General features: G+C 69.5%; 26 protein-coding genes and 1 tRNA gene. 22 read left to right on the forward strand and 5 right to left on the reverse strand.

The features are described from left to right. The first annotated feature begins 3 nt into the window (after positions 1 to 3). The 12 genes from gspG to Q5H94_RS02925 all read left to right on the forward strand — a co-directional run bounded on the left by gspG (position 4) and on the right by Q5H94_RS02925 (position 8,660). Entirely contained in the window at positions 4 to 471 is a 468-nt protein-coding gene (gspG, locus tag Q5H94_RS02870; RefSeq protein WP_304559706.1) for a type II secretion system major pseudopilin GspG, read from the forward strand. After that, positions 446 to 919 (forward strand): GspH/FimT family pseudopilin, encoded by a 474-nt coding sequence (locus Q5H94_RS02875; protein ID WP_304559707.1) that lies wholly within the window; start codon positions 446 to 448, stop codon positions 917 to 919. The genes gspG and Q5H94_RS02875 overlap by 26 nt, the downstream gene beginning before the upstream one ends. Next, positions 912 to 1,322 carry a type II secretion system minor pseudopilin GspI gene (gspI, locus tag Q5H94_RS02880; protein ID WP_304559708.1) on the forward strand — a complete coding sequence of 137 codons (411 nt, stop codon included), beginning with the start codon at positions 912 to 914 and terminating at the stop codon, positions 1,320 to 1,322. The genes Q5H94_RS02875 and gspI overlap by 8 nt, the downstream gene beginning before the upstream one ends. Beyond that, on the forward strand, positions 1,319 to 1,972 hold the full coding sequence (gspJ, locus tag Q5H94_RS02885; protein WP_304559709.1) for a type II secretion system minor pseudopilin GspJ: 654 nt from the start codon (positions 1,319 to 1,321) through the stop codon (positions 1,970 to 1,972). The genes gspI and gspJ overlap by 4 nt, the downstream gene beginning before the upstream one ends. Beyond that, positions 1,962 to 2,945 (forward strand): type II secretion system minor pseudopilin GspK, encoded by a 984-nt coding sequence (gene gspK, locus Q5H94_RS02890; RefSeq protein ID WP_304559710.1) that lies wholly within the window; start codon positions 1,962 to 1,964, stop codon positions 2,943 to 2,945. The genes gspJ and gspK overlap by 11 nt, the downstream gene beginning before the upstream one ends. Next, positions 2,942 to 4,039, forward strand: a complete 1,098-nt coding sequence (gspL, locus tag Q5H94_RS02895) for a type II secretion system protein GspL (RefSeq protein ID WP_304559711.1) — start codon at positions 2,942 to 2,944, stop codon at positions 4,037 to 4,039. Before gspK ends, gspL begins: the two co-directional genes overlap by 4 nt. Next, positions 4,036 to 4,512: a type II secretion system protein GspM gene (gspM, locus tag Q5H94_RS02900; RefSeq protein WP_304559712.1), complete on the forward strand. Its 477-nt coding sequence runs from the start codon at positions 4,036 to 4,038 to the stop codon at positions 4,510 to 4,512. The genes gspL and gspM overlap by 4 nt, the downstream gene beginning before the upstream one ends. Then, the gene (gene gspN, locus Q5H94_RS02905) at positions 4,509 to 5,228 is read left to right on the forward strand and encodes a type II secretion system protein N (protein ID WP_304559713.1); all 720 of its coding nucleotides are present in this window, start codon (positions 4,509 to 4,511) and stop codon (positions 5,226 to 5,228) included. The genes gspM and gspN overlap by 4 nt, the downstream gene beginning before the upstream one ends. 62 nt (positions 5,229 to 5,290) lie before the next feature. Continuing rightward, positions 5,291 to 5,367 (forward strand) — tRNA-His (locus Q5H94_RS02910). A gap of 22 nt (positions 5,368 to 5,389) precedes the next feature. After that, positions 5,390 to 6,439 (forward strand): Glu/Leu/Phe/Val family dehydrogenase, encoded by a 1,050-nt coding sequence (locus tag Q5H94_RS02915; RefSeq protein ID WP_304559714.1) that lies wholly within the window; start codon positions 5,390 to 5,392, stop codon positions 6,437 to 6,439. A 119-nt stretch (positions 6,440 to 6,558) separates the two neighbouring features. Then, positions 6,559 to 7,422 carry a flagellin N-terminal helical domain-containing protein gene (locus tag Q5H94_RS02920; protein ID WP_304559715.1) on the forward strand — a complete coding sequence of 288 codons (864 nt, stop codon included), beginning with the start codon at positions 6,559 to 6,561 and terminating at the stop codon, positions 7,420 to 7,422. Positions 7,423 to 7,544: 122 nt separating this feature from the next. After that, entirely contained in the window at positions 7,545 to 8,660 is a 1,116-nt protein-coding gene (locus tag Q5H94_RS02925) for an acyltransferase family protein (RefSeq protein ID WP_304559716.1), read from the forward strand. A 7-nt stretch (positions 8,661 to 8,667) separates the two neighbouring features. Here the strand turns inward: Q5H94_RS02925 and moaB are convergent, their stop codons facing one another. Genes moaB through Q5H94_RS02940 form a run of 3 tightly spaced genes read right to left on the reverse strand, consistent with a single transcriptional unit; the run spans position 8,668 to position 11,700 of the window. Beyond that, positions 8,668 to 9,192: a molybdenum cofactor biosynthesis protein B gene (moaB, locus tag Q5H94_RS02930; RefSeq protein WP_304559717.1), complete on the reverse strand. Its 525-nt coding sequence runs from the start codon at positions 9,190 to 9,192 to the stop codon at positions 8,668 to 8,670. Further along, positions 9,182 to 10,936 (reverse strand): lytic transglycosylase domain-containing protein, encoded by a 1,755-nt coding sequence (locus Q5H94_RS02935; RefSeq protein WP_304559718.1) that lies wholly within the window; start codon positions 10,934 to 10,936, stop codon positions 9,182 to 9,184. The genes moaB and Q5H94_RS02935 overlap by 11 nt, the downstream gene beginning before the upstream one ends. Before the next feature lie 17 nt (positions 10,937 to 10,953). After that, positions 10,954 to 11,700 (reverse strand): uracil-DNA glycosylase family protein, encoded by a 747-nt coding sequence (locus tag Q5H94_RS02940; RefSeq protein ID WP_304559719.1) that lies wholly within the window; start codon positions 11,698 to 11,700, stop codon positions 10,954 to 10,956. A gap of 115 nt (positions 11,701 to 11,815) precedes the next feature. Here Q5H94_RS02940 and Q5H94_RS02945 point away from each other — a divergent pair, with 115 nt between their 5' ends. From Q5H94_RS02945 to Q5H94_RS02975, 7 genes are all read left to right on the forward strand, one after another. Continuing rightward, complete coding sequence (locus Q5H94_RS02945; protein WP_304559720.1) at positions 11,816 to 13,477, forward strand: electron transfer flavoprotein-ubiquinone oxidoreductase; 1,662 nt, start codon at positions 11,816 to 11,818, stop codon at positions 13,475 to 13,477. 205 nt (positions 13,478 to 13,682) lie between these two features. Further along, positions 13,683 to 14,507: a 4-(cytidine 5'-diphospho)-2-C-methyl-D-erythritol kinase gene (locus Q5H94_RS02950; protein ID WP_304559721.1), complete on the forward strand. Its 825-nt coding sequence runs from the start codon at positions 13,683 to 13,685 to the stop codon at positions 14,505 to 14,507. 325 nt (positions 14,508 to 14,832) lie between these two features. Next, complete coding sequence (locus tag Q5H94_RS02955) at positions 14,833 to 15,525, forward strand: N-formylglutamate amidohydrolase (protein WP_304559751.1); 693 nt, start codon at positions 14,833 to 14,835, stop codon at positions 15,523 to 15,525. Positions 15,526 to 15,535: 10 nt separating this feature from the next. Further along, positions 15,536 to 17,257, forward strand: coding sequence for a dihydroxy-acid dehydratase (gene ilvD / locus Q5H94_RS02960; protein ID WP_304559722.1), 1,722 nt, complete (start codon positions 15,536 to 15,538; stop codon positions 17,255 to 17,257). Next, a complete protein-coding gene (locus tag Q5H94_RS02965; protein WP_304559723.1) occupies positions 17,238 to 17,642 on the forward strand; it encodes a hypothetical protein in 405 nt (134 codons plus the stop codon). The genes ilvD and Q5H94_RS02965 overlap by 20 nt, the downstream gene beginning before the upstream one ends. Next, entirely contained in the window at positions 17,639 to 19,033 is a 1,395-nt protein-coding gene (locus tag Q5H94_RS02970) for an NAD(P)H-hydrate epimerase (RefSeq protein ID WP_304559724.1), read from the forward strand. The genes Q5H94_RS02965 and Q5H94_RS02970 overlap by 4 nt, the downstream gene beginning before the upstream one ends. Then, positions 19,030 to 20,214: a class I SAM-dependent RNA methyltransferase gene (locus Q5H94_RS02975; protein ID WP_304559725.1), complete on the forward strand. Its 1,185-nt coding sequence runs from the start codon at positions 19,030 to 19,032 to the stop codon at positions 20,212 to 20,214. The genes Q5H94_RS02970 and Q5H94_RS02975 overlap by 4 nt, the downstream gene beginning before the upstream one ends. Before the next feature lie 110 nt (positions 20,215 to 20,324). Here Q5H94_RS02975 and truA read toward each other — a convergent pair whose 3' ends face one another. Beyond that, on the reverse strand, positions 20,325 to 21,065 hold the full coding sequence (truA, locus tag Q5H94_RS02980) for a tRNA pseudouridine(38-40) synthase TruA (RefSeq protein WP_304559726.1): 741 nt from the start codon (positions 21,063 to 21,065) through the stop codon (positions 20,325 to 20,327). Between the two features lie 100 nt (positions 21,066 to 21,165). Then, positions 21,166 to 22,119, reverse strand: a complete 954-nt coding sequence (fmt, locus tag Q5H94_RS02985; protein ID WP_304559727.1) for a methionyl-tRNA formyltransferase — start codon at positions 22,117 to 22,119, stop codon at positions 21,166 to 21,168. 144 nt (positions 22,120 to 22,263) lie between these two features. Between fmt and Q5H94_RS02990 the strand changes: the two genes are divergently transcribed. The 3 genes from Q5H94_RS02990 to def all read left to right on the forward strand — a co-directional run bounded on the left by Q5H94_RS02990 (position 22,264) and on the right by def (position 24,592). Then, positions 22,264 to 23,274, forward strand: a complete 1,011-nt coding sequence (locus Q5H94_RS02990; RefSeq protein ID WP_304559728.1) for a glycosyltransferase family 2 protein — start codon at positions 22,264 to 22,266, stop codon at positions 23,272 to 23,274. A 56-nt stretch (positions 23,275 to 23,330) separates the two neighbouring features. Further along, positions 23,331 to 23,927 carry a recombination mediator RecR gene (gene recR, locus Q5H94_RS02995; protein ID WP_304559729.1) on the forward strand — a complete coding sequence of 199 codons (597 nt, stop codon included), beginning with the start codon at positions 23,331 to 23,333 and terminating at the stop codon, positions 23,925 to 23,927. Between the two features lie 125 nt (positions 23,928 to 24,052). Beyond that, positions 24,053 to 24,592, forward strand: coding sequence for a peptide deformylase (def, locus tag Q5H94_RS03000; protein WP_304559730.1), 540 nt, complete (start codon positions 24,053 to 24,055; stop codon positions 24,590 to 24,592). Positions 24,593 to 24,751 lie beyond the last annotated feature (159 nt).

A 24,751-nucleotide genomic window follows, 5' to 3' on the forward strand; every position in this document is an offset into this window, starting at 1 on the left:
ACAATGAAATCTGAGTTCAAACGTCGCGAGGAAGAAGGCTTCACGCCTTTGAGGCGTTCCGCCGAACACGGCTTCACGCTTGTCGAGCTGATGGTCGTGATCGTCATCCTCGGCCTGCTGGCGACGATCGTCGTGGTCAATGTGCTGCCGCTCGGCGACAAGGGGCGGATCACCGCCGCCAAGGCCGACATCGCCAATCTCGACAATGCGCTGGAGCTCTACAAGCTCGCCAACGGCAGCTACCCGACCACGTCGGAGGGACTCAACGCGCTCGTCAGCGCACCGCCGGGGGTGGACGCATCGAAATACCAGAAGGGCGGCTATATCAAGAAACTGCCGCTCGATCCGTGGAAGCACCCGTATCTCTATGCCTCGCCCGGCACGCACGGCGAGGTCGACGTCTGGACGCTGGGCGCGGACGGCAAGGAAGGCGGCGAGGGCGTCGATGCCGATATCGGCAGTTGGCAATAAGCGACCCCGCGAGAGCGGCTTCACGCTGGTAGAGCTGATGGTCGTCATCACGATCATCGGCCTCGCATCCGCCGTGGTGGTGCTCGCCATGCCCGATCCGCGCGGCCGCCTCAGCGATGACGCGGCGCGTTTTGCTGTGCGGACGAAGGCGGCGCGCGACCTTGCCATCGTCCAGGCGCGCCCGGTCAGCGTGTGGGTGACGCCGGCCGGATACGGCTTCGAGGCGCGCGCCGGTGGCCGCTGGCAGGCGGTGAGCGACAAGCCGTTCGAGGTGGCCAAATGGAGCGACGGCACGCAGGCGGCGATCGGCGGCATCGAGGGGCGTGAGCGCGTCGTCTTCGACGAGACCGGCGTCGCCGATCACGCGATCGACCTGCGCCTGTCGCGCGACGGCGAGGCGCGCGACGTGCGCATCGGGGCGGACGGATCGGTGGTGGTCGGTGGCTGAAGGGCGCTTTTCATGGGCCCCGGCCGGTGCCGGGGCGGTTCCGCGCGAGCGCGAAACCGGCTTCACGCTGATCGAGATGATGGTCGCGCTTGCCGTGTTCGCGCTGGCGGCGCTGGCGCTGATCCGGCTGGAGGGCGCGACGATCCGCGGGGCGTCGGTGCTGGATGCGATGCTGACCGGGCAGATGGTCGCGCGCAACGTCGCGATCGAGGCGGTGACCGATGCCAAGCCGCCCGCCACCGGCACGGCGAACGGCGTCGAGGAGAATGGCGGCAAGGCCTGGCGCTGGACGCGCACCGTCGCGCCGACCGGCGACCCGCGCGTGCTGCGCATCGACGTCGCGGTGATCGATGATGCAGGCCGTCCGGCCGGGCGGCTGACGATGGTGCGGGCGGGCCTGTGAGGGGCGACCGTTCCCTTAATCCCCTCCCTTCCAGGGAGGGGAGCCGAGAAGGCGGCTTCACGCTGATCGAGGTGATGATCTCGCTGATGATCTTCGGCCTGCTCGCCGCCGCCGGGGTCGCGCTGCTGTCGTTCAGCGTGCGGGCGCAGACGGCGACGGCGGCGAAGCTCGACGATGTGTCCGCGCTGAACCGGCTGACGTCGGTGCTGGCGGCCGATCTCGCGCAGGCGGTGAACCGCAACAGCCGCGATACGCGCGGCGATCCGGTCGCGGCGTTCGCGGGCGGCAAGGACGGTGGTTCCTCGCCGATGCTGCGGATGGTGCGCGGCGGGTGGAGCAACCTCGACGGCGCGCGGCGGCCGGGGGAGCAGAAGGTCGAATACCGGCTGGCGGATGGCGCGATCCAGCGCGTGTCCTATCCGATGCTCGACGGCGCGCAGCCCGATGCGCCGACCGCGATGCTGGGCGGCGTGCGCGCGGTGGCGCTGCGCTACCGCGTCGGCGGGGCGTGGAGCGACCATTGGGAGGGGTCCGCGCGCATCCCGCTTCCCGAAGCGATCGAGCTGCGCGTGGTGCGCGGTGACGGCGTGCCGTTCCGCGCGCTGTTCCTCGTCGGATCGGGCTATGGCGAGCATGTCGATGCCGGGTAAGCCATCCGAACGCGGGGCCGCGCTGCTCACGGTGCTGCTGCTGGTCGCGGTGATCGCGGTGCTGGCGGCGACGGCGCTGGAGCGATTGCGGATCGCGACGAAGATCGGCGGCAATGCGATCGCGCTCGATCAGGCGCGCGCGGCGGCGATCGCGACGGAGGCGCTGGCGACGATCAAGGTCAGCGACCTGCTCCGCAAGAGCCCCGACCGGGTCTCGTTGGTGGGCGACTGGAGCGGGACGCCGTTCGCGCTGCCGGTGCCGGGCGGCATCGCCACCGCGCGCATCGTCGACGGCGGGAATTGCTTCAATCTCAACGGCCTGGTGCTGAAGGCGGGCGACGGCGTCTATACCGCCAATCCGGCAGCGATGGAGCGTTTCGCCAAGCTGATCCGCGTGATCGGCGCGCCCGCGCGATCCCCCGAAGCGATCGCGGCGGCGACGGCCGACTGGATCGACACCGACACCGAGGTGCAGCCGAACGGCGCGGAGGACAGCGATTATGCCGGCCTCGCCGTGCCGTATCGCACCCCCAACATGCTGATGACCGACGTCAGCGAACTGCGCGCGGTGAAGGGCGTGACGCCCGAACTCTACGCCAAGCTGCGGCCGTGGATCTGCGCGTTGCCGATGGCGTTGCAATCGAAGGTCAACGTCAACACCCTGCGGCCCGAACAGGCGCCGTTGCTGGCGATCCTGACGCCGGGCGCACCCAATGTCGCGGCGATGCAGCGGGCGCTGCTCGGGCGGCCGGCGCTGGGATACGATACGGTCGAGAAATTCTGGGCGTCGTCGGCGCTGGGCGGGATCGGCGACACCGGCAGCGCATCGACCGATTCGTCGGTGACGAGCAAATGGTTCGCGCTGCGCGTCGATGTGCGGCTGAAAGACGGCGAACTGGAGCAAAATGGGCTGATCGACGCTTCCGCGCTTCCCGCGCGGCTCGTCTCGCGGCAATGGGGCGAGGCAACATGAGCGAGACTCTCGTCCTTTTCCTGCCCGGCGCCGATGCGTCCTGGCGCTGGCTGCGCATCGCGGGCGACGCCGTGACGGCGCGCGGCGAGGGTTTTCCGCCGGCGCCGGAGGGCGATGCGCCGCCGCCGGTCGCGGTGGTGCCCGGCGATGCGGTGACGTTGCACTGGGCGGAGCTGCCCGATCGCTCGACCGCGCAATCGGTGACGGCGGCGCGCATCCTCGCCGCCGATGCCAGCGCCTCGCCGATCGCCGACCTGCACGTCGCGGTCGGGCGCGAGGCGGACGGGAGCGAGCGGCCGATCGGCGTGGTGGAGCTGGCGCAGATGCGTGGCTGGCTGGCGGCGCTGGCAGAGAACAATGTCGATCCGGCGATGTTGCTGCCCGCGCCGATGCTGTTGCCGCGCCCCGACCAGGGTTTCGTTTCGGCCGATCTCGGCGGCGAGACGGTCGTGCGCGGGACGGCGAGCGGCTTTGCCGATGAGGCGGGGCTGACCGAGATCGTCACCGAAGGTGTCACGCCGACGGCGCTGCCGCGCGAGGCGCTGGAGGCGGCGATCGTGGCGGCGGTGACGTCGCCGGTGCTCGATCTGCGGCAGGGGCCGTTCGCGCGAAAGAGCCGGTTCGCGATCGACTGGGCGCTGGTGCGGCGGCTGGCGTGGCTGGCGCTGGCGGTGCTGGGCGTGACGGTGACGATCGCGGTGGTGCAGATCGCGCGGTACAATTTCGCCGCCGCCGATCTGGAGCAACAGGCCGATCTGGCCGCGCGCGCCGGGTTGCCGAAGGGCGAGACGGTGAACGATGCCGACCGCCAGCTCGACGAACGGCTGGCGCGGCTGCGGGGGCCAGGGCTCGGGTTCAGCCGCACCGCCGCGACGGTGTTCGCTGCCGTGCGCGCGGTGCCGGGGGCGGAGGTGACGAGCCTCGACTTCGATCCGCACGGCAGCTTGCGCATCGGCATCGCGACCGAGGGGCAGGGCGCCGCCGTCGATCTCCAGCAGCGGCTGCGCGCGGCGGGCCTGTCGGTCGATCCCGGCGCGGCGCTGGCGGTGACGGGCACGCGCGTGACGGGGGTGCTGACGGTGAAGCAGCCATGATCGAGACCTTCAAGAGCTGGTTCGAGGAGCGTTCGCCGCGCGAGAAGCAATTGCTGGTGGCGATGGCGGGGCTCTTCGTGGTGACGATTCTGTGGCTGCTGTACCTGCCGCTGACCGATGCGCTGTCCTCGGCGCGGGCGCGGCATGCCGATGCGGTGATCCGTTACGGCGAGACCAAGGCGCGCGTCCGCCAGGTCGAGCTGCTCGGCAAGGCGAAGGTGCCGGGTTTGAGCGGGCCGCTCGACACCGTGATCCGCGACCGTGCGAGCGAGGCGGGGTTCCAGCTGGCGTCTGTAGAGCCCGCGCCGGGCGGCGGCGTGGCGATCGCCATCACATCGGCCAAGCCCGCCGCGCTGCTGACGTGGATCGCCGGGCTGGAGGGGGGCGGCATCCTCGTCGACCAGCTCACGGCGAGCGACAACGGCAACAAGACGGTGTCGGTGCGCATGACGCTGAAGGCGGCGGCGCGATGATCCGGCTGAGCGCGAGCCCGCTGACGATCTTCGGCGCGGTGTTCGTCGTCGCACTCATCGTGCTGCTGCCGATGCGACTCGTGCTTGGCGCGCTCGGCGTGGGCGAGCAGGGGCTGACGGCGCGCGAAGTGAGCGGTGCCGTATGGTGCGGATCGGTGCGCGAGGCGCAGGTCGGGCGAATCGCGCTGGGCGATCTCGACGTCGCGCTGTCGCCGCTGCCGCTGCTGACCGGGCGCGCGCGCATCGGGCTGGCGGGGCAGGCGGGCGACATGGGCCGCAGCCTGCACGGCGCGATCGAGACGAGTCGCCACGCGATCGGCATCGACAAGATGACGGCGACGCTGCCTGCCGGGAACATCTTCGCGCCGGTGCCGATCTCCGCACTCGACCTGACCGAGGTCGATCTTCGTTTCGAGGGGGGCAATTGCAGGACGGCGAGCGGGCGGGTGAAGGCGACGCTGTCGGGCGACATTGCCGGGATCAGCCTGGGGCAGGGCCTGTCGGGCGAGGCGCGCTGCGATGCCGGCGCGCTGCTGCTGCCGCTCGCCAGCCAGGCGGGGACCGAACGCGCGACGGTGCGCGTGTGGCAGGACGGGCATTTCCGTGCCGATCTTTCCGTCCAGCCGACCGATCCGGCGGCGGCGGACCGGCTGCGGCTGGCGGGATTCCAGTCGGGGCCGGGGGGCTGGTCGCTGCCGATCGAGGGGAAGCTGTGATTTTGGTGCGCTGATATTCTTGACGCATCGGCCTCCCTCCCGCTAGAGGCCCGCGTTCTGCGGCGATCGTAGTTCAATTGGTTAGAGCGTCGGCTTGTGATGCCGGATGTTGCGGGTTCAAGTCCCGTCGGTCGCCCCATTTTCCCCCAAGGATATCAGCCGTGCCGAACAGCTGGGGCTTCCCCGATTTCGATGATCATGAGGGCGTGCATCTCTTCACCGATGCGGCATCGGGGCTGAGCGCGATCATCGCGGTGCATTCCACGCACCTCGGGCCGGCGGCGGGTGGCGTGCGCTTCTGGCGCTATGCCGACAGCGATGCGGCGATCACCGACGCGCTGCGGCTGTCGCGCGGCATGAGCTTCAAGAACGCGATGGCGGGGCTGCCGATGGGCGGCGGCAAGGGCGTGATCCTGGCGCCTGCCGACCGGATCAAGACGCCGGAGCTGCTGCAGGCGTTCGGCCGCGCGATCGAGTCGCTCGGCGGGCGCTACGTGACGGCGGAGGACGTCGGCATGAGCGACGCCGATATGGTGACGATCGCGGGCACGACGCGCCACGTCTCCGGCCTGCCGGTGGCGGCGGGCAGCGCGGGCGGCGATCCGGGGCCGTCGACGGCGATGGGTGTGTACCTCGGCGTGAAGGCGGCGGCGCGGCGCGGGCTGGGCGCGGGCGACATGAAGGGTGTGCATGTCGCGATCCAGGGGGTCGGCAGCGTCGGCGGGGGCCTTGCGCGGTTGCTGGCGGCGGACGGCGCGCGGCTGACGCTGGCGGACGTGGACGCGGCGCGCGCCGCCGCGCTGGCGGCGGAATTGGGCGCGGAGACGGTGGTGGCGGATGCGATCCTCGGCATCGAGGCCGATATCGTCAGCCCCAATGCGCTCGGCGCGATCCTGACCGAGGCGTCGATCGGCGCGCTCAAGACCACGGTCGTCGCGGGCGGCGCGAACAACCAGCTTGCACGCCGTGAGGACGGTGCGCGGTTGCGGGACCGGGGCATCCTCTACGCGCCGGATTACGTCATCAACGCGGGCGGCATCATCAACGTCGCGCTCGAATATCTCGGGCAGGGCAGCCGTGCCGAGGTCGAGGCGCGGATCGCCAAGATCCCCGAGCGGCTGGCCGAGGTGTGGGACGAGAGCGCGCGCACCGGCGCACCGGCTTCGGACGTGGCAGACACGATCGCCAAGCGCCTGATCGGGCGCGGATAATCCCGAAAGCGGCAAGCGCTTGCCGGAAAACCGGCTAAACCTTGCCGGTTAATCGTCGTTCACCCCGTTACGCCGGGAGTGCTCACGGGGGGTGAGCGGGCGCACACGGGGTAGGATCAATGACGGTTATCGGCACGAACATCGCCGCGCTGCGGGCCGCGAACGCCACGACGTCATCGAGCGCGATGATGCAGACGGCGCAGAACCGCCTCGCGACGGGCAAACGCATCAATTCGGCGGCGGACGACGCGGCCGGCCTCGCGATTTCCGCGACGATGACCTCGCAGATCCGCGGCATGGCCCAGGGCATCCGCAATTCGAACGACGGCATCAGCCTCGTCCAGACCGCCGACGGCGCGCTGGGCGAAGTGACCAACATGCTGCAGCGGATGCGCGAGCTGGAGATCCAGAAGCTCAACGGCACTTATGCCAGCGGAGACACCGCCAATATCGGCACCGAACAGGACGCGCTGTCCCAGCAAATCTATTCGATCCTCCAGAACACCAGTTTCAACGGCAAGACGCTGTTCGGCAAGCTCAACATGAGCCCGGTGGCGCCGACCGTCGTTTCGATCCAGAGCGGCGCCAACGCCAATGATACGATCAGCGTATCGATCCCCGATCTGTTGGAGGCGAGTTGGGTCAACAACGCCATATCCGGCGTGGTCGACGTCAATAACGGCAACGTCTGGCCCGGCGACGGCACCTCGCCGCCGATGCTGACGCGCTACGACAATGCGGTCGCGCAGATTTCGGGCGTGCGCGCGACGCTGGGTGCGGCGCAGAACCGGCTGCAGTCGGCGATCAACACGATGACCGCCACCGCCACCAACCTGACCGACGCGCGCAGCCGGATCGAGGATGCCGATTTCGCAGCGGAGACGACCAGCCTCGCCAAGGCGCAGATCCTGTCGCAGGCATCGACGGCGATGCTGGCGCAGGCGAACCAGAGCCAGCAGAGCGTGTTGAAGCTGCTGAACTGACGCCTATTCGCGCGATGCAGATAGGGTCCGCCCGCCGCTGCGCTGCATCGCAGCAATAAGCGTTGTTCGTTCGCTCCGTGCGTGGCAGGTTGCTGCGGACGGAATGGCGGGCGGAGAGCGACGTGACGAGCGATCTGATCCAAGAGGCTGAACGTCAACGCAAATTCTACACGCTCGACGGGCTGCGCGGGGTCGCGGCGATCGCCGTGGCGATGTTCCATTTCGCGCCGCTGGTCGCGCCGGTCATGCTGGGCAGCTCGTATCTGGCGGTCGACCTGTTCTTCCTGATGAGCGGTTTCGTTATCGCCTATTCCTACGAACGCAAATTCGCGAGCGGAATGGGCGTGGGCAAGTTCATGTTGGTGCGCGTGATCCGGCTGTACCCGATGTATATCCTCGGCACCGCGATCTTCGCGCTGCCGATCGCGGCGGCGCTGCTGATGCGCAAGGATCTGGTGTGGACGGTCGGCGGCTTCTCCACCGCGATGGCATCGGCGCTGCTGATGCTGCCGTCGCCGCCGATTCCGGGCAAGAGCCTGACTTTGTTCGTGCTCAACCCGCCGGCCTGGTCGCTGTTCTACGAATTGTTGAGCAACCTTCTGTTCGCCGCGATCTTTCCGGTGCTGAGCGACCGGATCGTCAAGCTGCTGATCGCGGTTTCGGCGCTGGGCCTCGTCGCGTCGGCGTTCGCGTTCGGCAATCTGGAAGGCGGCGCGCACTGGAACGATTTCGTCGTCGGCTTCGCACGCGTGGGCTTCTCGTTCTTCCTCGGCGTGTTGCTGTGCCGTCTGCACCGGCTGAAGCGTCTGCCGGCGTGGCGCGTGCCGCCGGTGATGATCCTGATCGCGAGCGTGGCCGTGCTGAGCATATCCGTCAGCGCGGGCGCGCGGCCGTTCTTCGATCTCTTCGCCGTGATCGCGCTGTTCCCGCTGCTGGTGATTGCCGCGCTGGCGAACGAGCCGAAGGCCAATATCCGCGCCTATACGGTGCCGGGCCTGATCTCCTATCCGCTCTACACCATTCACATGCCGGCACTGGCGCTGGTGACGGGCGTGATGGCGAAGTTCACCGGCGGGCGTGTCGAGCAGTTCGCGCCGGCGATCGGCATCGCGTTGATCGTCGTGCTGGCGCTCGCCGCGTGGGGGCTGGCGCAGACCTACGACGTGGCGGCGCGCAAGATGCTGACACGCCTGACCGCGCGTTTCGGCAGCGGCCTGAAGGCGCACAGCGCGCCCTGACGGCGTCTCAACGCTCCATGAGGCGCGGCATCAGTTCCACGAAGTTGCAGGGCTTGTGGCGGCTGTCGAGTTGCTGGGCGAGGATGCCGTCCCAGCCGTCCTTCACCGCGCCGGTCGAGCCGGGCAGCGCGAAAATATACGTGCCGCGCGTCACGCAGGCGCAGGCGCGCGATTGTACCGTCGAGGTGCCGATCGTCTGGAAGCTGAGCCAGCGGAAGAGTTCGCCGAAGCCGGGGATCATCTTGTCGGCGACGCGCTCGATCGCCTCGGGCGTAACATCGCGGCCGGTGACGCCGGTGCCGCCGGTGGTGATGATGCAATCGACCTGGGGATCGTCGATCAGCGCATGGAGGCGGGCGACGATGTGATCGGCATCGTCGGGCACGATCCCGCGGTCGGCGAGGAGGTGGCCGGCGTCGGTCAGGCGCTGGGCGAGGAGATCGCCCGAACGGTCGTCGGCGAAGGTGCGGGTGTCGGAGATGGTGAGGACGGCGATCCTGACGGGCAGGAAGCCGTCGCCCTCAGCGGGCACTGGCGATCGCGACCGGGTTCGCCCCCGAGGAGGTGAGGCGCACGGCGGGTTCGCCCTTCATGCCGGGGAAGCGCGGCCAGAGGCCCTGCGCGAGCGCGGCGCGGCTGGGCGATGCCTTCTTGCCGGTCTGGCCCTCATAGACCCAGTAGTTGCGCAGCACGGTCGTGACGTAACCGCGCGTTTCCCAATAGGGGATCGATTCGATGTAGAGCAAAGGATCGCCACCGTCGCGCGCCTGCGCGTTCCACAGGCTGACCGGCAGCGGCCCGGCGTTATAGGCGGCGATGACCTTGGGCAGCAGGCCGCCGGTGCAGGGCTGGTCGCGGAGCTGTTCGAGATAGGATTGGCCGACTTCCATGTTGGTGCCGGGGTTGCTGAGCGCGGTGCGATCGAAGCTGCGGCCCTGCTTGCGGGCGATATCCATCGCGGCGGCGGGCATCACCTGCATCACGCCGTAGGCGCCGGCCTTGCTGACGATGGTGGTGCGGAAGCGCGATTCCTGGAGGGCGTGAGCGTAGACCAGCGCCTTGTCGACGCGCCAGCCGCCGTCGGGCGTCCAGTTCGGCGCGGGGAAGCGCGCCTCGACCGGCGGCTGCGCGCCGACGGGGCCGTTGTGCGAGAGCCAGACGAGCGTCGAGGGCAGGTTCATCGCGCCGGTGAGGCGGACGAGCGCGCTGTATTCGCCGGGATCGCCGATGCGCGCCTGCTGGCGGATCACCTCGTCGGCGAGGTCGCTTTCGCCGATTTCGACGAGGGCGGCGGCGACGCGGATGTTGGGGCGGCGCGACAGCGTCTGCCAGTCGGCGGCGACGGAGACGTTGGCATGCTGTTCGAGCGGATCGCGGATGCCGAGCGTCTGGCGCGCGAGCAGGCCGTAGAAGGTTTCGCGGTATTGCGCGGCGGTCTTGAGATGGCCCTCGATCTTGTCGGGACGGCCCGAGGCGAGATCGGCGCGCGAGGCCCAGTAGAGTGCTGCCGAGCGCAGATCGATATCGGCGGCGCGCGCGGCGACGGTCTCGAATTCCGCGCCGGCGGCGGCATAGTCGCGCTGACGCCAGGCGGCGAGCGCCTGCACCCAATGGCCCTGCACGGCCCAGTCGCCGTAGCCGGTGGCGGCCTTCGCGCCCATCGTGCGGGCGTTGGTGTCGTCGCCGGCGAGGAAATACATCCAGGCAACTTTCTGCTGCCATTCGGTCAGCGCGTCGCTGGAGAGGCCGAAGGTCGAATCGAGCAAAGCCTGCGCGGAGACGCCGTCATCGGCCTTCACGAAAGGCTGCATGCGGATGGCGAGTTCGGCGGCGACCATGTCGCTCTTGATCGCCTTGGCGCGGATGCGCGCGGGTGCGCCGTCGATCCAGGTGAGCTTGCGCGCTTCGGGGAGCGGCGGCAGGCCGACGCCGCCGCGCGACGAGGCCATCGTGTAGATCTGCTGCGCCTGCGGCAGCTCAGGCGCTTCGGCGAGGAGCTGCATCAGCGGATCGAGATCGGCCTTGGGCGTGCCCTTGGCGGTGAGGAGCTCGGCCTTGGCGATGGCGTGCAGCGGGCCGGGCTTCATCGAGGCGAGCTGGAGCTGCGCGTCGAGCCATTTCTGCGCGCGGATGCTGGCGAAGACGGCGGCGTAGCCGGCGCGCTGTTCGGCATCGAGCTGCGACGGGATGAGGGGATTGATCGCGGGGGCGGTGCCGACGGGAATCGTCGGGGCGGCGGGTGCGGCGGTAGCGGCGACCGGGAGGAGTGCTGCCACGCAGGCGATCACATATTTCACGAGCCCGAACCCCCAACGACCATCTGCAAGTCCTTCCACGCCTCGGCCTTCTGAGCCGGCCGCTCCAACAGGAGGCGGGGGTGGAAGCTCGCCACCGCCTCGACGGCGACAGTCGTATTGCCCAAATCAAGGTTAACGAGGCGTAAAGATCCGCGCGCCCGCACAACGTCCGCCGCCAGCAGCGCACGGCTCGGCGCATTGCCCATCAGCAGCACGCGCTTCGGCGCGGCGAGCGCGACGTGGTGGCGTGCGATCCCGGCGAGGCGATCCTCGCTTTCGGGCGCGATCCGGCCGGCGAGCGGGCGGGCGGTGCAGACCGGGGCGATGTAGACGCTCTCGCGGCTGTGGCCGATCGCGGCGAGCATGCGATCGAACAGGCGGCCGGTGGCGCCGTCGAGCAGGCGCTCGTCCTCGCGGTCGGGCATGTCGACGAGGATCATCAGATCTGATGCGGGATCGCCCTGCGGCGCGAAGCGCGGGCCGTTCCAGCCCGCTTCCGGCGCATCGGGGCCGGCGCGCCACGCAAGAAACGCATCGAGCGTGGCGGGCAGGGGCGCGGCGACGGGCTCGGGCGCGGCGGCGGGCGACTGCGTGGCGGGCCGTTTCGCCTGCGGCGGCGGGGCGGGCGCGGCGAACCAGTCGCGCGGGGTTTCGTCGGCGAGGGTGTCGATTCCGGCGTCACGCCACCATTCGAGCGCGCTTGCGACCGTCGCTTCCCACGCAAAATTCTGGTCGGCCCCCATGCCCGCCTTAGACTAGCATGTTGACGGCGCGGTCAATTCGCTGGCACGCGGGCAAGGACAAGACGTTGCTGGGGTGCGACGGCGTGTGACCTTCCCGCCCCTTATGGAGATTGAGATGAGCGAACGGGAGTCGATGCCTTATGACGTCGTGATCGTCGGTGCGGGCCCCTCGGGCCTCAGCGCGGCGATCCGGCTGAAGCAACTGGCGAACGAGGCCGGTGCCGAGCTGTCGGTGTGCGTGCTGGAAAAGGGCTCCGAAGTGGGCGCGCATATCCTGTCGGGCGCGGTGATCGATCCCAGGTCGCTCGACGAACTGCTGCCCGAGTGGAAGGAGCAGGGCTGCCCGCTGGCCGAGGTGCCGGTGACGGACAACCAGCACTGGATGCTGTCGAAGAAGGGCAAGATCGCCGTCCCGCACTTCATCACGCCGGGCTTCATGCACAACAAGGGCACGTACACGGGCAGCCTCGGCAATCTGTGCCGCTGGCTGGCCTCGCAGGCCGAGGAACTGGGCGTCGAGATCTTTCCGGGCTTCGCGGCGGCGGAGATCCTGTTCAACGAGGATGGCTCCGTGAAGGGCGTCGCGACCGGCGACATGGGCGTGGCGCGCGACGGCACGCACAAGCCGGACTATACGCCGGGGCTCGAGCTGCACGCGAAATACACCTTCTTCAGCGAGGGCGTGCGCGGGCATCTGTCGAAGGAGATCATCCGCACCTTCGATCTTGCGAAGGACAGCCAGCCGCAGGTCTACGGCATCGGCATCAAGGAATTGTGGGACATTCCTGCCGGGCAGCATGTGCCCGGCCGGGTGATCCACACGCAGGGCTGGCCGCTCAACCAGACGCACGGATCGAACGGCGGCGGGTTCCTCTATCATCAGGCGGGCGGGCAGGTCGCGCTCGGCTTCGTGACGTGGCTGTCGTACACCAATCCGTACCTCTCGCCGTTCCAGGAGATGCAGCGCTGGAAGACGCATCCCGAGATCGCGGCGATCCTGAAGGGCGGCAAGCGCATCTCCTACGGCGCGCGCGCGATCAGCGACGGCGGGTTGCAGTCGATCCCGAAGCTGACCTTTCCGGGCGGCGTGCTGATCGGCGACAGCGCGGGCTTCCTCAACGTGCCGCGCATCAAGGGCACGCATACCGCGATGAAGAGCGGCATGATGGCCGCCGAGGCCGCCTTCGCGGCGGTGACGGCGGGCCGCGAGCATGACGAGCTGACGGCGTATCCCGAGGCGTTCGAGACGAGCTGGGTCAAGCAGGAGCTGTCGGTCGTTCGCAACGTCGTGCCGCTGGTCGAGAAGTTCGGCGAGCTGGTCGGCGCGGGGCTGAGCAATGCGACGATGTGGCTGGAGAGCTGGGGCGTGAAGATGCCCTTCACGATGAAGCACCATGCCAACCACACGACATTGTGGCGCAAGGACCAGGTCAAGCCGATCGACTATCCCAAGCCCGACGGCGTGCTGAGCTTCGACCGGCTTTCCTCGGTGTTCCTGTCGAACACCAATCACGAGGAGGATCAGCCGGTCCACCTCACGCTGAAGGATCCGAACATTCCGGTCGAGTACGACCTGCCGATGTTCGACGAGCCGGCGCAGCGGTATTGCCCCGCGGGTGTCTACGAGATCACCGGCGAGGACACGGGCATGCCGAAGTTCGTGATCAACGCGCAGAATTGCGTCCACTGCAAGACGTGCGACATCAAGGATCCGACGCAGAACATCAACTGGGTGGTGCCGGAGGGTGGCGGCGGGCCGAACTATCCGAATATGTGACGCGCTGCCCGAGGCGTAGCGCAGCTACCACGAGGCTCTCGCAGCGCCTCCGGCCAGCGGCGCTCCAGGCGCCGACCGACCCCCGCCTTCGCGGGGGCGGGCTTGCGGCTTCGCCGCGGCGTTACAGGAACCGCCGACGTCAGCCTTCGCGGCGCGTTGGACCCCGGAACAAGTCCGGGGTGACGAAGAAGGTAAGTACGGCACGGTGATCACCGAACCCGCCCCCGCGAAGATCAACCTCGCGCTGCACGTCCGCGCGCGGCGGGCGGATGGCTATCATGAGCTGGAGACGCTGTTCGCGTTCGTCGCGGACGGGGATGTGCTGACGTTCGCGCCGGGCCCCGCGAGCTTCGCCGTGACCGGGCCGTTCGCGGACTCGCTGGCGGGGGAGGGTGACAACCTCGTCCTGCGCGCGGCGCGGGGGTTCGCGGATGCGTTCGGCGTTGCGGCGGAGGGCGCGTGGGTGCTCGACAAGCGCCTGCCGGTCGCCTCGGGGATCGGCGGCGGATCGGCAGATGCGGCGGCGGCGCTGCGCGCGCTGGCGCGGCTGCATGGCGTCGGTTTGGACGATCCGCGCCTGTTCGCGGTCGCCGATGCGCTGGGATCGGACGTGCCGGCGTGCCTGCTCGGGCGCGCGGCGCTGGGGACGGGGCGGGGGGAGCAACTCGTTCCGCTCGACGATCTGCCGCCGCTGCCTGCGCTGCTCGTCAATCCGCTGGTGGCGGTGTCTACGGGGCCGGTGTTCAGGGCGTGGGACGGGGTCGATCGCGGGCCGATCGCGGAAGGGGCGACGCTGGCGCGTGCGCTCGCCGGGCGCAACGATCTGGAGCCGCCCGCACGGTCGATCGCGCCGGTGATCGGTGCGGTGGTCGCGCGGTTGCAGGCGACCGGGCCGCTGATCGCGCGCATGTCGGGATCGGGCGCGACGTGCTTCGCCTTGTACGAGGAGGAGGCGGCGCGCACCGCCGCCGTTGCCGCCATCCGCGCCGCCGCGCCGGACTGGTGGTGTCTCGAAACGCGACTCGCGTGACGGTTTTCCGTGCCATGACGATACGCACTTCGGTTAACGCCGTGGCGAAAGCACGGATTTCCGCCGTTGGCACGGGACGTGCTGTTCGACCTGCGAACGGGTCCGCCGCTTTCAGCCGCTCGCCCGCAGGTGGTCCCCGGTCCCTCCGTGCGCCATCTTTCAGGAAGGGCGGCGGGCCGAGGTTCGCCGCCCTTTTCCGTGTCCAGCACTTCCTGGAAACCGTTCGTGCTGAGCGAAGTCGAAGCACGTGTTCCGGGGTGCAGCGCTTGTGGCCCGTCCTTCGACTTCGCTCAGGACGAACGGTGGGGGTGATAGTGTGAGCGGCATCCTGCTGCTGTGCGACCATGCGTCGAACACGGTGCCAGAGGGGGTCGACCTCGGCGTGGATGCGCGGCTGCTCGATCTGCACATCGCGCTCGATATCGGGGCGGGGGCGCTGACCGAGGCGCTGGCCGGGATGCTCGATGCGCCGGCGGTGATCGGCACTGTCTCGCGGCTGGTGATCGATCTCAACCGCGCGCCGGAACAGGCCGGGCTGGTGCCGCTGGCGAGCGACGGGCATGCGATTCCCGGCAACGTGGCGGCGGACATTCCCGACCGGCTGACGCGCTTCCACGCGCCCTATCATGCCGCGATCGAGGCGGCGATCGAAGCCGGGCAACCGGTGCTGATCGCCGCGATCCACAGCTTCACGCCCGCGCTGGAGCAGGGCGGGCCGCCGCGGCCGTGGGAGATCGGCATCCTCTCCAACACGGACCGCCGCGCGGCGGAGCCTGCGCTGGCGCTGTTCGCCGACGCGGGCGTGATCGTTGGCGACAACGAGCCCTATTCGGGCCGCACGCTCAACGCGACGCTCGACCGGCATGGCGAGGGGCGGGGGATCGCCAGCCTGTCGATCGAGGTGCGCAACGATTTGATCGACACGTCCGCCGGAGTCGCGAAATGGGCGGCGATCATTGCGCCGATCCTCACCGCGTTACGCAACGGACTTGCGCCGGAGCCCCCTCCCGCGACATAGGGCGCGCATTATGACCAACCGTTTCGACAAATCGAAGCTCCCCAGCCGCCACGTGTCGGTCGGCCCGGAGCGCGCACCGCACCGCAGCTATTATTACGCCATGGGCCTTACCGAGGAGGAGATTGCGCGGCCGTTCGTCGCGCTCGCCTCGGCCGGCAACGACAGCGCGCCGTGCAACACCACGCTCGACGCGCAGGCCGATGCCGCGCGCGAGGGCGTGAAGCAGAACGGCGGGATGCCGCGCCGCTTCAATACGATCACCGTGACCGACGGCATCGCGATGGGGCATCAGGGGATGAAATCCTCGCTCGTCAGCCGCGAGGTGATCGCCGACTCGGTCGAGCTCAGCGTGCGCGGGCATTGCTATGACGCGCTGGTCGGCTTCGCGGGGTGCGACAAGTCGCTGCCGGGCATGATGATGGCGATGCTGCGGCTCAATATCCCGTCGATCTTCGTCTATGGCGGGTCGATCCTGCCGGGGCGCTTCCACGACAAGGACATCACGGTCGTCGACGTGTTCGAGGTGGTCGGGCGCTTCGCGGCGGGCACCTGCCCGATCGAGGAAGTGCATGCGATGGAGCGCGTGGCATGCCCCGGCCACGGCGCGTGCGGCGGGCAGTTCACCGCGAACACGATGGCGTGCGTGGGCGAGGCGATCGGTTTGTCCTTGCCGAACAGCAACATGGTGCCCGCACCGTATTCGTCGCGCGAACAGATCGCGGTTGCGGCGGGCTATCAGGTGATGGAGCTGATCGAGCACAACATCCGCCCGCGCGACATCTGCACGCGGGAGGCTTTCATCAACGCGGCGCGGGTCGTGGCGGCGACGGGGGGATCGACCAACGGCGCGCTGCATCTGCCGGCGATGGCGCATGAGGCGGGGATCGATTTCGACCTGTTCGACGTGGCGGAGGCTTTCAAGTCAACGCCTTACATCGCTGACCTCAAGCCCGGTGGGAAGTACGTCGCCAAGGATATGTACGAGGCGGGCGGCGTCTACATGCTGATGAAAACGATGCTGGCGGGCGGTTTCCTCGACGGGAATTGCCTGACCGTCACCGGCAAGACGCTCGGCGAGAACATCGACCAGGTGACGTGGAACCCCGACCAGAAGGTGATCTACGACGTGAAGGCGCCGATCAGCCCGACCGGCGGCGTGGTGGGCCTGCGCGGCAGCCTCGCCCCGAACGGCGCGATTGTGAAGGTCGCGGGGATGCACCGCCTGCAGTTCGAAGGCCCGGCGCGCTGCTTCGATTGCGAGGAGGATTGCTTCGCGGCCGTCGAGGCGCGTTCGATCAACGAGGGCGAAGTCGTCATCATCCGCTACGAAGGGCCGAAGGGTGGCCCCGGCATGCGCGAGATGCTGTCGACCACCGCCGCGCTCTATGGGCTGGGCATGGGCGAGAAGGTCGCGCTGATCACCGACGGGCGCTTCTCGGGCGCGACGCGCGGCTTCTGCATCGGCCATGTCGGGCCGGAAGCAGCCGACGGCGGGCCGATCGCCTTGGTCGAGGACGGCGACACGATCCGCATCGATGCCGAGGCCGGGACGATCGATCTCGACATTGCCGAGGACGTGCTGGCCGCGCGCAAGGCGGCGTGGCGGCCGCGCACCAACGATTACCAGTCGGGCGCGCTCTACCGCTACGCGCAGAATGTCGGCCCGGCCTATCAGGGCGCGGTGACGCACCCCGGCGGGAAGGCGGAGACGCATGTCTACGCGGATATCTAGCGCGGTTGCGCTGGCCTTTCTGCTGGCGGCATGTGGCCAGCCCAGGGCCGATAACGTGACGCTGGCCAATGCCGAGGCCGAGGCGCGCGCGACCGCCGACGAGGACGGGCGGATCGTCTGCGCCAAGGCCGGATCGGGCGATTTCGCGCGCACCTGCACCGTCGACCGCGCAGAGACCGACCAGGGCCTGGTGCTGACCGTGCGCCACGCCGACGGCGCGTTCCACCGCCTGCTCGTCACCAAGGACGGGCGCGGCGTGGTGGCGGCGGACGGGGCGGAGAAAGCGGTCGTCACGGTGATCGGCGACGGCCAGATCGAGGTCGCGCTGGGCGGCGACCGATACCGCCTGCCGGCGACGGTGAAGGGCCAGACGGCCAAGCCATGATCCGCATCGAAGGCCAGCCGATCCTCACCGCCGCGCAGATGCGCGCGGCGGAGGATGCGGCGATCGCCGGCGGCGCGACGGTCGAGAGCCTTATGGAGCGCGCCGGGGCGGGCGTGGCGGACGCGGTGCGGCGGCTGGCGGCGGGATCGCCGGTGCTGATCCTGTGCGGGCCGGGCAACAATGGCGGCGACGGATATGTGGCGGCGCGGGTGCTGAAGGCGGCGGGCGTGGCCGTGCGCGTGGCGGCGACGGGAGAGCCGAAGACCGAGGCTGCGATTGCGGCGCGGAAGGGTTGGGGCGGGGCGGTGGAGGCGTTTTCGGAAGTGTCTCCCGCGCCGATACTAGTGGATGCCATCTTCGGGACGGGCGTATCGCGCGAAGTCGAAGCGGCGATCGGCCTTCGCCTTGGGAAACTCGTGGGGGCGGCACGCTTATCGATCGCGGTCGATTTGCCGAGTGGCCTTGGCACCGATGACGGCGCGCTGCTCAACCCGCCGTTGCGAGCCTATGACATCACGCTCGCGCTCGGCGCGGTGAAGCCTGCGCATGTGCTGGCGCACTCGGCATGGCATTGCGGAACGGTGCGTATCATCGATCTCGGCATCGATATTTCTCGCGGCGGCGACATGGTGCTTGGCCCGAGATGCTTCGAGACGCCGGGTGTGGACGACACCAAATACACGCGCGGCATGGTGGCGATCATCAGCGGCGCGATGCCGGGTGCCGCCGCGCTGGCCGCTGAGGCGACGATGCGGGCCGGAGCGGGCTATGTCCTGCTGCTCGGCGGGAAGTCGCCGCCCGGTGCGCCGCATGCGCTGGTGCGGCGGGGATGGTCGGCGGAGGCGCTGGAAGAGAAGCGGATCGGCTGCGTGCTGGTCGGGCCCGGGCTCGGGCGCGATGAGGCGGCGCGCGCGAAGCTCTATGCGGCGCTGGCGAGCGATCATGCGCTGGTGATCGATGGCGACGCGCTGCACCTGCTTGACGGGCGCACCTTCCACGATCGGGGCCAGCCGGTGATCGTGACGCCGCACGCGGGCGAATTTGCGGCGATGTTCGGCAAGCCCGAGGGCAGCAAGATCGAGGCGGCGCGCGCGGCGGCGGCGAAAAGCGGTGCGACGATCGTGTTCAAAGGGCCGGATACGGTGATCGCCGAGCCTGGCGGGCATGTGACGGTCGCGCCGGGCGGCTCCGCGTGGCTGTCGACGGCGGGCACGGGCGACGTGCTGGCGGGCGCGGTGGCGGCGATGGCTGGCTATGCCTTGGGTCGCGGGCCGCGATATTGGGTCGGCGACGCCGTCTGGCTCCATGCCGAGGCCGCGCGGCGGCTGGGCGGGGCGTTTATCGCCGACGATCTGGCGCGCGAACTGTCGGCCGTCAGGGCTTCGCTGTGAGCGATACGATCGTCCGCGTCGCGGCGCGTGGGGAGGGGGTGACGGCGGACGGCCGCCATGCCGCCTTCGCCGCGCCGGGGGACACGCTGGGCGCGGCGGGTGAGGTGATACCGGGGCCGCACCACCAGACGCCGCCGTGCCGCCATTTCCCGGCGTGCGGGGGGTGCCAGCTCCAGCATCTCGACGACGAGAGCTATGCGCAGTTCGTGACCGACCGGATCGCGGGGGCGCTCGCCGCGCAGAAGCTGGAGGCGGTGATCCGGCCACCCTTGCTCTCGCCGCCGCGCAGCCGCAGGCGGGCCGCGCTGCAGGCCGAGCTGAAGGACGGGCGGGTGCGGATCGGCTTCAGCGAGAATGCGAGCCATGCCATCGTCGATCTCATCGAATGTCACATCCTGACGTCGGAATTGTTCGCGATTGTCGTGCCTTTGCGGAAGTTCCTTGCGCGGTGGATGAAGAAGGGGCGACGCGCGCGGCTGCATCTGACCGAGGTGGATCAGGGTATCGACCTGCTGATCGAGGGGATCGAGGCGGAGGGGCTGGCTGCGGCCGAGGCGATCACCGCCTTCGCGCAGGCGAACGGTGTCGCGCGGCTGGCGATAGATTCCGGGCTGGGGCCGGAGACGCGCTGGGAGCCGGAGCCTGTCACCATTACGCTTGGCGGCGTGCCGGTCGCGCTGCCGCCTGCCGCTTTCCTGCAGGCGACGCGCGAAGGCGAGGCGGCGCTGGTCGCGGCGGTGCGCGAGGGCGTGGGCGACGCGCGGGTGGTGGCGGATCTGTTCGCGGGGCTCGGCACCTTTGCGCTGTCGCTGGCGGGCAAGGTCTACGCTGGCGAGGCGGCGCGTGATGCGATCCTGGCGTTGAAGGCGGGGGCTGCGATGGCGGGGCGAGCAGTATTCGCCGACCACCGCGACCTGTTCCGGCGGCCGCTGATGGCAGCGGAATGCGATCGGTTCGGGGCGGTGGTGCTCGATCCGCCGCGCGCCGGGGCGCGGGAGCAGGCGGTGCAACTGGCGGCTTCTTCGGTGCCGGCGATCGTCTATGTTTCCTGCAATCCCAGCAGTTTTGCGCGGGATTGCGAGATCTTGTGTCAGGGTGGATACCGGATCGACTGGGTGCAGCCGGTCGGGCAATTCCGCTGGTCTACGCATGTCGAGCTGGCGGCGCGGTTGAGCCGGTAGAAGATCGGGTCACGCGGAGGCGCGGAGGCGCGAAGAGGGTTGGGTTCGCGCAGGGGGCGCAGAGGCCGCAGAGAGAAAGCGTAGCGCGCTGTCGCGCGCGTTTTCGTTGGTCAGGGATAATCCGCGCGCAGGAAGTAGAGGCCGTCGGGCGGAGCGTTGAAGCCGAGCGCGGCGCGGTCGCGGGCTTCGAGTGCTGCCGTCACGTCATCGGGCGTCCATTTGCCCTGGCCGACCAGCGACAGGCAGCCGACCATCGAGCGCACCTGATGATGCAGGAACGAGCGCGCCGATGCGCCGACGACGATGCGGTCGCCCTGCGCCGTCACCTCGAGCCGGTCGAGCGTGCGCAAGGGGCTGTCGGCCTGGCAATGCGCCGAACGGAAGGTGGTGAAATCGTGCCGGCCGACGAGCCGCGCCGCGCCCTCCGCCATCGCGTCCACGTCGAGCGGGGTGGGTACGCGCCAGGCGAGGCCGGTCTCGAAGGTGAGCGGCGCGCGGCGGGTGACGATGCGGTAGGCATAGTGGCGTGCGAGGCAGGAGAAGCGCGCATGCCAGTCGTCCGCGACGCTCTCGCAGGCGAGGATCGCGACGGGCGCGGGCCGCAGCTTGGCGTTGAGCGCCTCCATCAGCCGGAAGGGCGTGATCGTGCGCTCGATGTCGAGGTGCGCGCGCATGCCGGTCGCGTGGACGCCCGCATCGGTGCGGCCGGCGGCGTGGACCGCGACCGCCTCGCCGGTGATGGCGTGCGCGGCGGCCTCGATCGCGGCCTGTACGCTCGGCCCATGCGCCTGCCGCTGCCAGCCCATGAAGGGACGGCCGTCATATTCCACCGTCAGCGCGAAACGGGTCATTGCGCGTCGCCCCGGCGGAGGCCGGGGCCGCCGGGTTTGGGGCGTCTGGCTTGCCACATGACGCGGCGGCCCCGGCCTGCGCCGGGGCGACGATGGCCGGTCACAGCCGCGTTCCGGGTGCGATCGGGAAGCCGCGCAGCAGCTCCTCCGCCGTCATGACGCCGCGACCGGCGCGCTGGAGCAAGGTCGGGCGGATCGCGCCCTCCCGACAGGCGATGGTGAGCTGGTCGTCGAGGACGGTGCCGCTTTCCCGACGTTGCTCCCCGGCGATGGCGGGGGCGCGTTCTGCCGAGAGATCCCAGCTTTCGCTGGGATGGCGGGGGGTCTCGGCGATGTTCGCGGCCAGCACCTTCACGCGCTCGCCCGCGATCTCGAAGAACGCGCCGGGGACGGGGTTGAAGGCGCGGATCTGGCGCTCGACCTGGGCTGCGTCCTGCGACCAGTCGATGCGCGCCTCGGCCTTGTCGATCTTGGCGGCGTAGGTGACGCCGTCCTTGGGCTGCGGCTTCGACGGGTAGGCGTCGAGATCGGCGAGTACTTGTACGATCAGGCGCGCGCCCATTACGCTCAGTTCGTCGGTGAGCGCGCCTGCAGTCTTGTCGGCGATCGGCATGCGTTCTTCGAGGCGCACCGGGCCGGTGTCGAGCCCGGCCTCCATCTGCATGATGCACACGCCGGTCTCTGCATCGCCCGCAAGGATCGCGCGCTGGATCGGCGCCGCCCCGCGCCAGCGCGGCAGCAGCGAGGCGTGGATGTTGAGGCAGCCGTCGCGCGGCGCATCGAGGATCGCGCGCGGCAGGATCAGGCCATAGGCGACGACCACGGCGATATCCGCGCCGAGCGCCGCGAACTCGGCCTGCGCCTCGGCGTCGCGCAGGCTGACGGGCGTGCGGACCGGGATGCCGAGCTCATCCGCCGCCCTGGCGACCGGCGCGGGGGTCAGCGCCTTGCCCCTCCCTGCGCGGCGCGGCGGCTGGCTGTATGACGCCACGACGTCGTGGCCGGCCGCGACCAGCGCGCGCAGCACCGGCACCGAGAAATCCGGGGTTCCCATGAAGACGATTTTGTGGACGCTTCGCTGTGGCCGCATGGCGGACGCTTTGCGGAAAGCGGGCCGCAAAGACAACCGTCCGGGCGTCGTGCTTAACGCGGTGTTAGCCATGATGCGGCATGACGGGGCGATATCGCCGGAGCCTTCATGCCCTCATCTTCCCAATTGGCCGCTACCCTGATCGTCCGCGACGAGGCGCGGTCGATCGCGCGCTGCATCGCGAGCGTGCGGCCGTGGGTCGACCGGGTGGTGGTGGTCGATACCGGCTCCACCGACGGCACGGCGGAGATCGCCGCGCGTGCCGGGGCGGAGGTGCATACCTTCCAGTGGTGCGAAGATTTCTCGGCCGCGCGCAACCATGCGCTGGCGTGCGCCGATGCCGACTGGCATCTGGTGATCGATGCCGACGAATGGCTGCAATCGGGCGGCGAGGCATTGCGGCGCTTCGTCGCGGGGCCGCAGCGGCTGGGGACGATCTGCATCGACAGCAGCTTCACGGCCGGCGGCGAGGCGGGATCGGGACGGAGCTGGATCACGCGGCTGCTGCCGCGCGGCGCGCGTTATCAGGGGCGGATCCACGAGCAGGTGGTGTCACCGCTGGAGCGTCGGCGGATCGACGTCGTGTTCGGCCATGACGGCTATGAGGATGCGCAGATGGGGCGCAAGCGAACCCGCAACCGCACGCTGCTGATGCTCGATCTCGCCGAGCGGCCGGACGATCCCTATCTCGCTTTCCAGCTCGGCCGCGAGGCGGAGGGGCGGCAAGACGTCGCGGAAGCCTGCGACTGGTACGCGCGCGCCGCCGATGCTCCGGCGGGCTCCGGCTGGCTGCACGAGCTGACCACGCGCCGCCTGCAATGTCTGGGGCGCGCGGGGCGGCTCGACGCGGCACTCGCGCTGGCGGACGACGCCATCCCGCGCTGGCCGGATTCGCCCGATCTGTTCTTCGTCGTCGGCAATCTGCTGCTCGACCGTGCGATTTCCGATCCCGCGCAGGCGATCGAGACGTGGCTGCCGCTCGCGACCGGCGCGTGGGAGCGGTGTCTGGAGATCGGCGAGCGGCCCGATCTGGAGGGCAGCGTCGCCGGGCGCGGAAGCCATCTGGCGCGGCGCAACCTCGACATGGTGCGTGGGCAGATGGCGGCGCTGGCGGCATAACACCGCAGGTGAGGCCATAGGGTGACTGACGCACAGAAACCCCCTATCTGTTCCGCATGGCCTCTCCCGAAATCGATGCGCTGACGCAGGCGCTGTCCCGCCTGCCGGGGCTGGGCCCCCGTTCGGCACGGCGCGCGGTGCTGTATCTGCTCAAGAAGCGCGAGGGTGCGCTCGGGCCGTTGCTCGCGGCGCTCTCGGCGGTCGAGGCGCGGCTGACCGATTGTTCGATCTGCGGCAATGTCGACACGACCGATCCGTGCGGCATCTGCGCCGATCCGCGCCGCGACCAGCGTGCGCTGTGCGTGGTGGAGGAAGTGGCGGACCTGTGGGCGCTCGACCGGTCGCGGCTGTTTCCGGGGCGCTTCCATGTGCTCGGCGGGCGGCTGTCGGCGCTGGAGGGCGTGCGGCCGGAGGATCTCGGCATCGATTCGCTGATCCGGCGGATCGAGGCGGGCGGTATCGACGAGGTCGTGCTGGCGATGAACGCGACGTTGGAGGGGCAGACCACCGCGCACTATATCGCCGAGCGGATCGAGCGCTTTCCGGTGCGCGTCACGCAGCTCGCGCACGGCCTGCCGGTGGGGGGCGAGCTCGACTATCTCGACGAGGGCACGCTGGCGCAGGCATTGCGCGCGCGGCGGCCGGTGGCGTGATCCAACTTCCGTTCGTGCTGAGCGAAGTCGAAGCACAGGCGCGTGCCCTTCGACTTCGCTCAGGGCGAGCGGGGTTTGGGATCGTGCCGCTTGACGGGAAACCGCGCGCTTCCTAGCTCGCTGACATGGCCATCATGGAAATTCTCGAAGTCCCCGATCCCCGTTTGCGCGCGAAGGCGAAGCCGGTCGCCGCGATCGACGACGGGGTGCGGAAAATCGTGTCCGATATGTTCGACACGATGTACGACGCGCGCGGTATCGGGCTCGCCTCGATCCAGGTTGGGATCGAGCAGGCGATCGTCGTGATCGACCTGCAGGAGGATCTGCCGCCCGAGGAAGAAGGCGGCGAGCCGCGCCCCGGCCGCCAGCCGCAGGTTTTCATCAACCCCGAAATCACCTGGCAGAGCGACGAGCTCGCGACCTATTCCGAAGGATGTCTGTCGGTGCCGGAACATTATGCCGACGTGGACCGGCCGGTGCGGTGCCGCGCGACGTGGCTCGACCTCGACGGCGGGAGCCACGAGCAGGAGTTCGACGGGCTGATGGCGACGTGCATCCAGCACGAGATGGATCACCTCAACGGCATCGTCTTCATCGATCACGTCTCGCGGTTGAAGCGCGACATGATCCTCAAGAAGCTGGCGAAGGCGCGGCGGGCCGCCTAGCCGTCGCCCCGGCGCAGGCCGGGGCCGCTGTGTTCGGGGCGAACGGCTTGCCAATTCCCCAGCGGTCCCGGCCTGCGCCGGCACGACGAGCGGTTCGTCGCAGTCTCCGTTGTCGAACGCGACGTGACGCGGTAAGTTCGCCCTTCGTTCCGGGGGTCT

Source organism: Sphingomonas immobilis, from assembly GCF_030580995.1.
GTDB classification, from domain to species: domain Bacteria; phylum Pseudomonadota; class Alphaproteobacteria; order Sphingomonadales; family Sphingomonadaceae; genus Sphingomonas; species Sphingomonas immobilis.